Raw genomic sequence first — 12,989 nt, 5'->3', positions numbered from 1 at the left:
GATCTCCTTACCGCAACCGATCCGCGAGCAGGAACTCCGCGGCGCGGTCCATGCGGATATGTGGGGGGCCGGCACCGGGCCGCAAGCTGTTCGGCGCGGGCTGAAACCGCATGATGTTATACTCCGCATCCAACCACGTCTGCGCGCCGCTGCGCGCGGGGTTCAGCAGTTGATCCGGGTTGGCCGGCAACAGGCCGGGGTATAGCGCGGCCTCCTTGCCGGTATCCAACAAATGGCCTCGCACAACGCCCAACTCACGGCCTCTATGCGTGCGCAGTTCCTCGGATGTTGTCCGCAAGGCCGCGATGGACATCGCATGGGTTTTTGCGCCGGAAAAATCGACGCGAGCGCGTGCCTCCTGCACGAGTGCGGAGGTCAACGCCGTCAATTGCGCGTGTTGTGTGTGATGAAGATGGTCGGCCTTGGTCGCGGCAAAAAGGACCTTATCCACACGCCGCCGCATCAACAAACGGCTCAGAAACGCGTTGCGCCCGGGTTTGAAAGCGCCCAGCAGATCGGCCATGGCGACGCGCAATTCATCCACCGCACGCGGGCCTGCATGCAGCGCGCCCAAAACGTCGATCAAGATGATCTGACGGTCCAAGCGCGCAAAATGATCGCGAAAGAACGGTTGCACGACGCGCGCCTTGTAAGCCTCATACCGGCGGGCCATTTCGCGCCCTAATGAGCCGCGCGCCATGGTCGGGGCATCAAGCGGAACGAATGTCAGCGCAGGTGAACCCGCAAGATCACCGGGCAAAAGAAAGCGCCCCGGCGTACAGTCTTGGGCGCCTTGCGCGCGCGCCGCTTGAAGGGCCGCCGTGTAGGTTTGCGCCAGTTTCTGTGCCGTGGGCTCAGAATGTTTGGCGGCACTATCGACGCCGCGCAAAGCCGCAAGCGTGTCCGTTGCGCCCCACGCGGCCAGCCGTGCCATCGTACGCTGCGACCACGCCGCATAGTCCATATCCAGCAACGCCAGATCCAAGACCCATTCGCCGGGATAATCTACGATATCTAAATGCACGGTGCGCGGCCCTTGCAGCCCGCCGAGCAGCCCACCGGGCCGAACCTTGAGCGACAGCCGCAACTCAGACACCGTGCGCGTGCCCTCGGGCCAATGCGGCGTGGCACCGGTGAGGGCCGCCAGATGCCCCTCATAGTCAAAGCGCGCGACAGTGTCGTTCGGTTGCGGCTGAAGAAACGCGGTTTCAATCTGGGGGCTAAGCCCGGGCATGCGCCCCCGCTCGATCAGATTGGCGATCAGTGAGGTGATAAAGACGGTCTTGCCCGCGCGGCTGAGCCCAGTAACACCGAGGCGGATCGTCGGTTCAAAGAGCGCACCAGAAACTTTGTCAGACACTCCTTCAACGCCGCGCAACAGCGCGTCCGCCACTCGATCCACTACCATATCAGCCCTTTCTTTGGCCCCATTGGAACATAAGCATGGGGGGCCGGTTTTGTGTAGGGTCTTGTCGCGCGCAGTTTCGCAGGCTAGGCCCACGCCATGCCCAGATATGCGATGATAGTGGAATACGACGGCGGCCCCTTTGCAGGGTGGCAACGCCAAGATGGCCCCGCCAGTGTGCAACAAACGCTGGAGGAAGCGCTGCGGCGGCTTGACCCTGATGTGCCCTCGATTGCGGCGGCGGGGCGCACCGATGCAGGCGTTCACGCGACGGGTCAGGTGGCCCACGCGGATATGACCCGCCCGTGGGAGCCGTTTCGCCTGCGTGAGGCGCTGAACTATCACCTCAAGCCCGCGCCCATCGCGATCACAGCACTTGAGCCTGTCGCGGATGATTGGCACGCCAGATTTTCTGCGCGCGAGCGGCGGTATCTGTTCCGGCTGATCGCGCGCCGTGCGCCTGTAACATTCGACCGAGGACGCGTGTGGCAAGTGCCGGGGCCCCTGTCCTTGGAGCCGATGCAGGCCGCAGGCCGCATGTTGGAGGGCCTGCATGATTTCACGACCTTTCGCGCGTCGATTTGCCAAGCCAAGTCGCCAGTTAAAACGCTTGATGAAGTGATTGTCACCGAACACCCCTACCCCGGAGGACGCGAATTTCAGTTTCGGTTCCGCGCACGGTCATTTTTGCACAATCAAGTCCGGTCCATGGTGGGAACCTTGGAACGCGTGGGCGCCGGTGCGTGGGCACCAGAGGACGTGGCCGGGGTTTTGGCCAGTGCCGATCGCAGCCGGTGCGGGCCTGTGTCCCCGCCGCAGGGGTTGAGCCTTGTTGGCGTTGGCTACGACGTGGACCCTTTTACAGGCTGATCTGTTGCGCACGGTGGGTGAATGGTCCACGCGCTGCGCGGTTTTTTGAGTATTTTGGGAACAAAGGAGGCGGCGTGGACCTATTGGGCTGCGCGCACCGCAGATTTCAATGTACTTTTGGCTGAGTTAACAGAGGATTGTGGCGCGATTTTCTGTTGCGGGACATGATTTCGAATGATGAACTCTGCGCCAAAGCGCGGCGCTTATGTCACGTTGAGGAAAGCGACATAATTGGTTAGATAGGCTTACCAATTAAGACTAAGGGGCGAGAAATGGCTGTTATAACGACTGTGGATGATCTTAAGCGTATTTATAAGCGTCGCGTTCCGAAGATGTTTTATGACTATGCCGAAAGCGGCAGCTGGACCGAGCAGACGTTTCGCGAAAATACCACTGATTTTGATCAGATCCGCCTGCGTCAGCGCGTAGCGATGGATATGACCGGCCGCACGACCAGAACGCAGATGCTGGGCGAAGATGTGGCAATGCCCGTGGCCCTTGCTCCTGTGGGCCTGACCGGCATGCAAAGCGCCGATGGTGAGATCAAGGCCGCCCGCGCGGCGGAGAAATTTGGTGTGCCGTTCACGCTGTCAACCATGTCGATTTGTTCGATTGAGGACGTTGCAGAGAATACGACCAAGCCGTTTTGGTTTCAGGTATATACCCTGAAAGACGACGATTTTATGCAGCGCTTGATGGACCGGGCACGAGCCGCAAATTGTTCGGCCCTTGTGATTACCGTGGACTTGCAGATGCTTGGGCAGCGGCACAAGGATTTGAAAAACGGCCTGTCCGCTCCGCCAAAGCTGACCGTGCGCAGTGTTGCGGACATGATGACCAAGTGGAGCTGGGGCCTTGGAATGTTGGGCACCAAGCGACGGTTTTTCGGCAATATCGTCGGCCACGCAAAGGGGGTGACGGATCCGTCCAGCCTATCGTCATGGACGGCGCAAGCGTTTGATCAAGCGCTCGATTGGGACCGGATCGCGCAGTTGCGTAAAATGTGGGGCGGCAAGATAATCGTCAAAGGCATCTTGGACGTCGAGGACGCCCGGAAGGCCGTGAATGTTGGGGCCGATGCAATCATCGTGTCCAACCATGGCGGGCGTCAGTTGGATGGCGCGTTGTCGTCCATCCGTATGTTGCCCGACATCGTCGATGCCGTGGGCGAGCAAATTGAGGTCCACATGGATAGTGGCATTCGCTCGGGCCAAGACGTGCTCAAGGCTATGGCGATGGGCGCGAAGGGCACCTATGTGGGCCGCGCGTTTGTCTATGGCTTGGGGGCCGCCGGTGAGGCGGGCGTGACCAAAGCGTTGGAGGTCATCCACAAAGAGTTGGACACCACGATGGGCCTGTGTGGAGAGACAGATGTGAACGCATTGAGCCGTTCCAACTTGTTGATCCCTGCCGACTTCCGCGGCCGCTGGGAGGCCTAACTCCTCCATATCTGGACTGCGAAAGGGTGCGCTGCGGCGTGCCCTTTGGTTTTTGGGGTGTTTTGCGCAGGTTTGGGCGGTATGGGCCTTGTAAAATGGGGCAATGGCGTCTAACGCGTGCGCTTCATGGGCTTGCACCCTGGAGGAAGCCCTTAACTTAAAGGAGATTCGATATGGCCGGAGAGATTCCTGATCTTATCGCACACGAACGCACGGGGACAGGCAAGGGAGCCGCCCGTCAAGCACGTCGCGACGGCATGGTGCCGGGCGTAGTTTACGGTGGTGGCACTGATCCATTGGCGATCAACATCCCGTTCAACGAGCTGTTGAAAAAGCTGAAGGCGGGCCGTTTCCTGTCGACACTTTGGAACCTGAAGGTCGAAGGCCAAGAAGACGTGCGCGTCATCTGCCGCGGCGTTCAGCGTCACGTTGTCAAAGACCTGCCCACACACGTTGACCTGATGCGTCTGCGTCGCACGTCCAAGATCGCGCTATTCATTCCTGTTGAGTTCATCAACGAGGACAAAGCCCCCGGCATCAAGCGCGGCGGTGTTTTGACTGTTGTGCGTCCTGAGGTCGAACTGACTGTGACCGCTGGCGACATCCCCGAAAAGATCGTTGTTGACCTGGAAGGTGCGGACGTTGGTGACACCCTGACGATTTCCGGTGTGGACCTGCCCGCAGGCGCCACAGCAACGATTGACCGTGACTTTGTGATTGCAAACATCTCGGCACCTTCGGGGCTGCGCTCCGCTGACAACGAAGCTGACGACGAAGCTTCGGATGAGGCTGCTGCTGAAGCGTAAGCGCTTCTGGCTGTGAGATTTGAAAGCGCGTGAGGTCAACCTCGCGCGCTTTTTCTTTGGCTGCGCGCTTGGTAGAGTACGGGAGCGAGGGCCAGCCCTCGCGCACCCGGAGTATTTCTGGAACAAAGGATTGGTGAGCGATGCGTCTGTTTGTTGGGTTGGGCAATCCGGGGTCGAAGTATGCGCACAATCGGCACAATATTGGATTTATGGCGTTGGATCGGATTGCGGACGATCATGGCTTTGCGCCGTGGCGGGGCAAGTTTCAGGGCAGTGTAAGTGAGGGGCGGCTTGGATCTGAGAAGGTCGTTCTGTTGAAGCCTGAGACGTTTATGAACCTGTCCGGGCAATCCGTCGGTGCGGCGATGCGGTTTTACAAGCTAGAGCCCGGTGATGTGACGGTGTTTCATGATGAGCTGGACCTTGCGCCCGGAAAAGTGCGGGTCAAGGTTGGGGGCGGACATGCGGGGCACAATGGGCTGCGGTCGATCCATCAACATATTGGGCCCGAATATGAGCGTGTGCGGATGGGGATTGGCCATCCGGGGCACAAGGACCGTGTGTCGGGCTATGTGTTGTCGGACTTTGCCAAGGCCGAGGCGGATTGGCTGGATGATGTCTTGCGTGGATGCTCCGACGGGGCGGCTGCGTTGGCGGGGGGCGATCCTGCGCGGTTCTCAAATGCGGTGGCTTTGCGTGTGGCACCGCCGCGCTCCTCAACCGGCTCGAAGCCGAAACAGGTCAGTGATGCGCCAACTGGTGTGCAAGCGAAGGCTGAGGAGGATAGCCCAAGCGCCTCTCCTTTGCAGCGGCTGATGGACCGCTTCAAGTGACACCGCTGAACGCCGCATTCGCCGCACAGGCGGCGCATTGCAGCGCATTGGGGTCGCCGTTTATGGCGCGCCTCATGACGATACTCAGCGAAAGATTAGCGCCAGAAACATCGCCTATGACGGCTAGGCTGTACGCTTGGCCGGGTGATGTGGGGCCCGCGGGAGCGTCCATTCCGTTGCGGCTGGCGGGTGGCTTGCATGCGCTTGTTTTGCGCGGGATTGCCCCGGAATTAGAGGCGGTGTACCCGCCCCACGAAGTGGCCGATAGCACGCTTTGGGCCGCTGTTTTTGCGGCACTTCAGGGGCATGATGCGTGGTTAACCGACTGGATGAAGTCTGCTCCGCAAACCAACGAAATCCGCCGTGCAGCTGTTGTAAGGGCCGCGGGCCAGTGGGCAGCCGCCCGCTTTGGCCTGCCACTGCATTTGTTGGAATTGGGCGCGAGCGCGGGTTTGAACCTGCACTGGGACGCATACGGGTTAGAGGCGCAGAATGTACGCTTTGGCCCACTAGGGGCCCCTGTTGAGTTGGCCCCCGATTGGCGCGGCGCGCTGCCGCCAAATGCAGAACCGATTGTTATGGCGCGACGAGGTGTGGACCTTGCACCACCCAACCTGCACGAGGCCGACGATCGGTTGCGACTGTTGGCTTACCTCTGGCCGGATCAGCCCGAGCGACTGACCCGCACCCGCGCGGCAATGGCGTTGCCCCCTGCCCGCGTGGACGCAGGCGATGCCGCAGATTGGATAGAGGCGCAACTGGACCTGCCCGCCCCGGCGGCTACACGGCTGATTTTTCACACGATTGCTTGGCAATATTTCCCTGCACCTGTTCAACACCGCGCGCGCATCGCGATTGAGGCTGCGGGCGAAAAGGCCACGGCTGCGGATCCGCTTATCTGGTTCACAATGGAGGCTGATGGCTCAGAGGCGCCGGGGGCCTGCCTCACGCTACGCTGCTGGCCTGGGAATGAGACTTATGCCGCCGGACGGGCATGTTTTCACGGCCGTTGGGTGGACTGGGCCCTGCCGTCGCCTACCTGAGACAAAAAAGGAAATACTATGGTAAATCAAACCGATCCATTTCCCTCGACCAACGTCTTGGGAGAGACATTGCAGGCCTGCTCACTTGACCCTGTGACCGGGTTCTATCGCAACGGGTGCTGCGATACGTCTTTGCTGGACAGAGGCAGCCATACGGTTTGTGCCGTGATGACAGATGCGTTTTTGGCCTATTCGAAATACCTTGGAAATGATCTGAGCACCCCACGCCCAGAGTTCAACTTTCCCGGTCTCAAAGCCGGTGATCAATGGTGCTTGTGCGCTACGCGGTTCATGCAGGCACACGATGAAGGCGTTGCACCGCACGTAAAACTAGCAAGCACGCACCTGGCCGCGACGGAAATCGTGCCCCTTGAGATTCTCGAAAGATATTCGATTATTTGATTTTGAAGGATTGCAACCTTGGGTTGCGCCGGTACAGTCAAAAGTATCAGCCGGGATAGCCTGGTTTGATATCTGAGGCTTGCGCCTGTTGCAGGGTCCATCACTCGCCTGAAGGACCCTGCAATTCGTTTGAAGCCTAGGCGCCGTTGTTCATTTCCATGCCCAAGGCGGCAGCTACCGTAAAGATATCCTTATCACCGCGACCGCACATGTTCATGACCAACAGGTGGTCTTTGGGCAGGGTCGGCGCAATCTTGAGGACGTGTGCTAAGGCATGAGAGGGCTCAAGCGCGGGAATAATACCCTCTTGCGCACAACACACTTGGAACGCATCCAGCGCCTCAACATCCGTGATCGACACGTATTGCGCGCGACCAATGTCATGCAGCCAAGCGTGCTCTGGTCCGATGCCGGGATAATCCAAACCCGCCGAGATCGAGAACCCTTCGAGAATTTGGCCATCGTCATCTTGCAGAAGGTATGTCCGGTTGCCGTGCAAAACGCCGGGACGTCCACCAGTAAGCGACGCGCAATGCTCCATCTTTTCGTTGACGCCTTTGCCGCCGGCCTCAACCCCGATAATCGCAACATCTTTGTCGTCGAGGAACGGGTAGAACAGGCCCATCGCGTTCGAGCCACCACCGATGGCCGCGATGATCGTGTCGGGCAGACGGCCCTCGGCTTGCATGATCTGTTCACGCGTTTCCTGACCAATAATGGCCTGAAAATCGCGAACCATGGCGGGGTACGGATGCGGCCCCGCGACGGTACCAATGCAATAGAACGTATCGGCCACGTTGGTCACCCAGTCGCGCAGCGCGTCGTTCATCGCGTCCTTGAGCGTGCCACGGCCAGAGGTCACTGGGATGACTTCTGCTCCCAAGAGCCGCATGCGGAACACGTTTGGTGCCTGACGCTCCACGTCGTGCGCACCCATGTAAACCACACACTTGAGACCAAATTTCGCGCAGACAGTCGCAGTCGCCACACCGTGCTGACCCGCGCCCGTCTCGGCGATGATACGTGTCTTGCCCATGCGACGGGCCAGAATGATCTGCCCCAAGACGTTGTTAATCTTGTGCGCGCCGGTGTGGTTCAGCTCATCCCGCTTGAGGTAAATCTTGGCCCCGCCCAGCATCTCGGTCAGCCGCTCTGCGTGATAGAGCGGGCTGGGCCGACCCACGTAATGGGTCCAAAGATGGTGCATCTCGGCCCAGAAACTGTCGTCCGTCTTGGCGTGCTCATACTGAGCTTCCAACTCTAGGATCAGCGGCATCAGCGTCTCGGATACGAAACGCCCCCCAAAGTCGCCAAAGCGACCATTTTCATCAGGTCCGGTGAAGTAGGAATTCACGAAATCTTCGGCCATGGTCGTCTCCCCGTTGCGCGTTAAATTGGGTGTAGGGCAGCGGGCACGAGGGGGCAAGGGACCAGCGGTGAACTGGCCGCAATATTCCGAAGGATTGTGCCTCGGTTTAGGCCTGTGCGGCGGCTACAAAAGCAGCGATTTGCGCGGCATCTTTGACGCCCGGGGCACTTTCGACACCGGATGATACATCCAACTGCCGGGTGCCTGTCCGCAAGACGGCTTCGGCGGCGTTGTCAGGCGTCAGCCCTCCGGCCAGCATCCATGGCACGGACCAGTACTTGCGCCCCGCAAGCAGTTGCCAATCAAACGCCAGACCATTGCCACCCGGCAGGTCCGCCCCCTTGGGCGGCTTTGCGTCGATCAATAACTGGTCGGCCACTTCGGCATAAACGTCGATCGCCGCTAAATCTTCGGGACCACCGACGCCCACGGCTTTCATTACAGGCAGACCATAGCGCGCCTTGACCTCGGCCACGCGCGCGGGGCTTTCGGAGCCGTGTAATTGCAACATATCCAGCGGCACCTCTGCGGTGATCGCGTCCAACGTGGCATCATCCGCGTTCACCACCAAGGCAACCTTGGCCAAGCCCACCGGCGCACCCAAGGCGAGGTCCCGCGCCTGAGCGATTGAAACGTTCCGCGGCGATTTGGGAAAGAAAACGAAGCCACCATAAGAGGCGCCTGCGTCTGCCACGGCAGTCACGTCCTCGGGGCGGCACAAGCCGCAGATCTTTACACGAATGTCAGTTGGCATGGCCCGGCCTAGCGCGTCCCGTCCACGATGGCCAGAACGTCATCTGCCGTCGTGCCGTCGGTCTTCTGGACTTTCTTAATCTCACGCTGAAGCTTCGCAGCTTCTTTCTTGGCGCGAGAGGCTTCTGCGCGGTGCTTGTGCTCACGCACCCACTCCCAAACAAAGCCCAAAAGCACACCCATCGCGATGCCCGCAAATATCACCGCATAGAGCGGGACTGTGACAGAGTTCGCGAAGGGCCAGAATTGCAACAATTCGCCAGGCAGCAGGTTGAGGGTCACTTCCCCCCGGTTCGCAAGCGCGATCACCAACAGGCAAATCGCGATAACGGCCAACACTGCGTAGCGGATTAGGCGCATATCTTAGTCCTCATGTCCGTTCAAACGATCGCGCAACAGCTTGCCGGTTTTGAAGAATGGCACATGCTTTTCTTCGACCTCGACGGCGTCACCGGTCCGGGGGTTACGCCCCAAACGTGCGTCGCGCTTTTTCACAGAGAACGCACCAAAGCCACGAAGCTCAACCCGATCACCCTCGGCCATAGCCTCGATGATTTCTTCGAAGATCGTGTTCACAATGCGCTCCACGTCCCGCTGGTACAGATGGGGGTTTTCATCTGCAATTTTTTGAATGAGCTCAGAGCGTATCATGTGGTGTGTCCTCCCAAAGTCACCCCAGGCGAGGTTCGATCAATAGAACCCGTCCTGCTGCAACACTTTAGACATTATTGACGTGTTAACGGAACGCCCTAATGGAAATTTAGGGCTGAAAAATTGCCGTTCCGCAGGGGTTTGCCTGCAAATACAACCACTAGGGGAGCAAATCTAGGCATCTCAGTGGACGCTGAGGCGTCAAAAGGGAGAATCACAGCCATGTGAGTCGCCCTCCAGTTCACCGCTCAGCAGGGGCCGCGCGACGACAGCGCGCAGCCCAAGGCACTTACCTAGGCGGCTGCGCGAACCTGTGCAAAGGACACAAGACGCTTCGCCTTTTCATCCCACAGGTGCAAACGCACGCAAGCTAGGCTTTCGCGGATTGTCATACGGTTGATCTCAGCCAGTTCACCGTGATCTCGGATGACTTCTGGGAGCCTGTAGAACGGGATGCGGCTATAAAGGTGATGCACGTGGTGGATGCCGATGTTCGCACTCAGCCACTGCAAAACCGGGGGCAACATGTATTGCGAGCTGCCATGCAGGGCTGCGTCGTGCAGGTCCCAGCTTTCTTCAGCTTCCCAATGTGTCGTCTCAAACTGGTGTTGGACGTAGAACAGCCAAACCCCTGCCGTTGCAGCCAGAAGTGTCGACGGCAAGAAGATCAGAACCACCGGAACGAGCCCGCCGAAATACACCAAAAGGGCAACCCAAGCGACAATCGCTAGGTTGGTGAGCATCGCGCTCACCCAGTATTTGACGTGCCCCATCAGCCCCAGTGGCAGCCGGTTTTGGATAAAGAACAAATACCCAGGCCCAAGGCAGAACAGAACAATGGGGTTCCGGTACAGACGATACATCATCCGGTTCAACGGCGGCAGCGCGTGGTATTCAGCGACCGTCAGAGTCGCGACATCCCCGATACCGCGGCGCGCAAGGTTACCTGCCGCGCTATGATGGATGGAATGCGACCGGCGCCACACATCATAAGGCGTCAGCGTAAACACCCCGATCACGCGCCCCAGCCAATCGTTTACAGTGCGGTTCGCAAAGAACGAGCCATGCCCGCAGTCGTGTTGAATACAGAACAACCGCAGCAGAAACGCGGAATTTACCAACGAAATCATCAACGTCAGCCAATAGCTGTAGGACATTGCGTACCACGCAAGAACCCACAGCATCAAAAACGGACCCACCGTCACCGCAAGTTCAAAGGAACTGCGCGACATGTTCGGCTCGCGATATTTGGCAAGTGTTTTAACCCAGTCCCGGGCCGGCTTTGTTTCGGTCTGGGGGCGCGACGTCTCAGCGGTATTTAACATGTGCCTGCTTTTTTTAGTGCTTCGGTATGCTGCATATAGCATCGATTTATTATCTAAAAGCGAATTGGCCCAGCCGCGTCAATTCATGATTGTATTCGCATCACGCACCCGCGCCGCAAATCCCTCATTTTTCAAAGAAAAAGGGCCCCGCTGTTACCAGCGGGACCCCTCTAATTTCTTCAGTCCGGTAGGACTTACTCGTCGCCCTTGAGGGCTGCGCCGAGGATATCGCCGAGCGATGCACCGGAGTCGGAGGAACCATACTGTTCGACGGCCTCTTTCTCTTCTGCGATTTCGCGGGCTTTGATCGACAGACCCAGACGACGGGACTTGTTGTCCACGTTGGTCACGCGCACGTCGAGCTTGTCGCCCACGCCGAAACGCTCAGGGCGCTGCTCAGCACGGTCACGCGACAGATCCGAGCGGCGGATGAAGGACGTCATGCCTTCGTACGCAACTTCGATGCCGCCTTCTTCGATCTTGGTCACTTCGACAGTGATGATCGAACCGCGCTTCACGCCGCCAACAGCTTCCGCAAAGGGGTCGCCATCCGCTGCTTTGATCGAGAGCGAGATGCGCTCTTTCTCAACGTCGACTTCGGACACAACTGCATTGACCATGTCGCCCTTGCGGTAATCGCCGATGACGTCTTCGCCACGGCCTTCCCACGTGAGGTCGGACAGGTGAACCATGCCGTCGATGTCGCCGGGCAGACCCACGAACAGACCGAATTCGGTGATGTTCTTGACTTCGCCTTCGACCTGCGTGCCCTCAGGGTGTGTTTCAGCGAACACTTCCCATGGGTTACGCATTGTCTGCTTGAGACCAAGCGAGACGCGACGCTTCGCGCTGTCGATTTCCAGCACCATGACTTCGACCTCTTGCGAGGTGGAGACGATCTTGCCGGGGTGGACGTTCTTCTTGGTCCAGGACATTTCGGAGACGTGCACGAGGCCTTCGACACCGGGCTCCAGCTCGACGAATGCACCGTAGTCGGTGATGTTCGTGACGCGGCCAGTGTGGTTGGATTCCAGTGGGTACTTGGCTTCCACCAGGTTCCATGGGTCCTCTTGCAACTGCTTCATGCCGAGGCTGATGCGGTGCGTGTCTTTGTTGATCTTGATGACTTGCACCTTGATCGTCTCACCGATGGAGAGCACTTCGCGTGGATCGTTCACGCGGCGCCATGCCATGTCGGTGACGTGCAGCAGGCCGTCAACGCCGCCAAGGTCGACAAATGCGCCGTACTCGGTGATGTTTTTGACGACACCATCAACCGCTTGACCTTCGGCCAAGTTGCCGATGACTTCTGCGCGCTGCTCGGCACGGGATTCTTCAAGGATTGCACGGCGCGAAACAACGATGTTGCCACGGCGACGGTCCATCTTGAGGATTTGGAACGGCTGCTTGAGACCCATCAATGGGCCAGCATCACGCACGGGGCGCACGTCAACCTGGGAGCCGGGCAGGAATGCCACTGCACCGCCGAGGTCAACCGTGAAGCCGCCTTTGACGCGACCGAAGATTGCACCTTCGACACGCTCTTCGGCGCCGTAGGCTTTCTCCAGACGATCCCAAGCTTCTTCGCGGCGCGCCATTTCGCGGGACAGAACTGCCTCACCACGAGCGTTTTCCACGGTGCGCAGGTACACTTCCACTTCGTCGCCAACAGCGACTTCGGGTGCTTCACCGGGGTTTGCGAATTCTTTGAGGTCGACGCGACCTTCCATTTTGTAGCCCACGTCGATGATGGCTTGGCCCGCTTCAACTGCGATAACCTTACCTTTGACAACAGAACCCTCTTGGGGTGTGTCAATTTCGAAGCTTTCGTTAAGGAGGGCTTCGAATTCCTCCATCATTGCATTAGTGGCCATGTGGCTCTCGGTTCCTATTCATCTGGGTTTACTGGCCGTGCGGTTGTCTCCGCCGGTCTTTGGGGTTGGTCTTGGCACCCTATACTCGTGATGCCGTTAAGATTTGACATCAGGGTGCAACGATAAATGGGCCAGAAAACTCCTGACCCAAAGACCCTCGCCGTATAGCGGCGCTAGGGATCAGGCGCAAGAGGTCCCGCGCCCGCCTTTTTGGATGGC

The 12,989-nt window shown here is 58.8% G+C and carries 13 protein-coding genes; 6 read left to right on the top strand and 7 right to left on the bottom strand.

The window, feature by feature from the left end:
* Nucleotides 1-7 precede the first annotated feature (7 nt).
* Entirely contained in the window at nucleotides 8-1,408 is a 1,401-nt protein-coding gene (locus PM04_RS10685; RefSeq protein WP_038006481.1) for a YcjX family protein, read from the bottom strand.
* A 96-nt stretch (nucleotides 1,409-1,504) separates the two neighbouring features.
* Here PM04_RS10685 and truA point away from each other — a divergent pair, with 96 nt between their 5' ends.
* The 6 genes from truA (at nucleotide 1,505) to PM04_RS10655 (ending at nucleotide 6,798) form a co-directional block, all read left to right on the top strand.
* Nucleotides 1,505-2,275, top strand: coding sequence for a tRNA pseudouridine(38-40) synthase TruA (truA, locus tag PM04_RS10680; protein ID WP_038006480.1), 771 nt, complete (start codon nucleotides 1,505-1,507; stop codon nucleotides 2,273-2,275).
* Nucleotides 2,276-2,547: 272 nt separating this feature from the next.
* Nucleotides 2,548-3,714: an alpha-hydroxy acid oxidase gene (locus PM04_RS10675; protein ID WP_038006478.1), complete on the top strand. Its 1,167-nt coding sequence runs from the start codon at nucleotides 2,548-2,550 to the stop codon at nucleotides 3,712-3,714.
* Between the two features lie 173 nt (nucleotides 3,715-3,887).
* A complete protein-coding gene (locus tag PM04_RS10670) occupies nucleotides 3,888-4,520 on the top strand; it encodes a 50S ribosomal protein L25/general stress protein Ctc (RefSeq protein WP_038006476.1) in 633 nt (210 codons plus the stop codon).
* A gap of 140 nt (nucleotides 4,521-4,660) precedes the next feature.
* On the top strand, nucleotides 4,661-5,353 hold the full coding sequence (gene pth / locus PM04_RS10665) for an aminoacyl-tRNA hydrolase (RefSeq protein ID WP_038006474.1): 693 nt from the start codon (nucleotides 4,661-4,663) through the stop codon (nucleotides 5,351-5,353).
* Entirely contained in the window at nucleotides 5,350-6,396 is a 1,047-nt protein-coding gene (locus PM04_RS10660) for a DUF2332 domain-containing protein (RefSeq protein WP_038006472.1), read from the top strand. Before pth ends, PM04_RS10660 begins: the two co-directional genes overlap by 4 nt.
* An 18-nt stretch (nucleotides 6,397-6,414) precedes the next feature.
* Entirely contained in the window at nucleotides 6,415-6,798 is a 384-nt protein-coding gene (locus PM04_RS10655) for a DUF2237 family protein (protein ID WP_038006470.1), read from the top strand.
* 136 nt (nucleotides 6,799-6,934) lie between these two features.
* Here the strand turns inward: PM04_RS10655 and trpB are convergent, their stop codons facing one another.
* From trpB to rpsA, 6 genes are all read right to left on the bottom strand, one after another.
* A complete protein-coding gene (gene trpB / locus PM04_RS10650) occupies nucleotides 6,935-8,167 on the bottom strand; it encodes a tryptophan synthase subunit beta (protein WP_038006468.1) in 1,233 nt (410 codons plus the stop codon).
* Nucleotides 8,168-8,273: 106 nt separating this feature from the next.
* Nucleotides 8,274-8,921: a phosphoribosylanthranilate isomerase gene (locus PM04_RS10645; RefSeq protein WP_038006466.1), complete on the bottom strand. Its 648-nt coding sequence runs from the start codon at nucleotides 8,919-8,921 to the stop codon at nucleotides 8,274-8,276.
* Between the two features lie 8 nt (nucleotides 8,922-8,929).
* Nucleotides 8,930-9,280: a lipopolysaccharide assembly LapA domain-containing protein gene (locus PM04_RS10640; RefSeq protein WP_038006464.1), complete on the bottom strand. Its 351-nt coding sequence runs from the start codon at nucleotides 9,278-9,280 to the stop codon at nucleotides 8,930-8,932.
* A 3-nt stretch (nucleotides 9,281-9,283) separates the two neighbouring features.
* Nucleotides 9,284-9,571, bottom strand: a complete 288-nt coding sequence (gene ihfB / locus PM04_RS10635; RefSeq protein ID WP_038006462.1) for an integration host factor subunit beta — start codon at nucleotides 9,569-9,571, stop codon at nucleotides 9,284-9,286.
* Between the two features lie 293 nt (nucleotides 9,572-9,864).
* On the bottom strand, nucleotides 9,865-10,896 hold the full coding sequence (locus PM04_RS10630; RefSeq protein ID WP_038006460.1) for a fatty acid desaturase: 1,032 nt from the start codon (nucleotides 10,894-10,896) through the stop codon (nucleotides 9,865-9,867).
* Nucleotides 10,897-11,090: 194 nt separating this feature from the next.
* On the bottom strand, nucleotides 11,091-12,770 hold the full coding sequence (rpsA, locus tag PM04_RS10625; RefSeq protein WP_038006458.1) for a 30S ribosomal protein S1: 1,680 nt from the start codon (nucleotides 12,768-12,770) through the stop codon (nucleotides 11,091-11,093).
* Between the last annotated feature and the right edge of the window lie 219 nt (nucleotides 12,771-12,989).

It is taken from the genome of Thalassobacter sp. 16PALIMAR09 (genome assembly GCF_000765485.1).
In the GTDB taxonomy this organism is placed as follows: domain Bacteria; phylum Pseudomonadota; class Alphaproteobacteria; order Rhodobacterales; family Rhodobacteraceae; genus Thalassobacter; species Thalassobacter stenotrophicus.
Note: the sequence above shows the minus strand (reverse complement) of the source record. Positions and strands in the feature narration are given on the sequence as shown.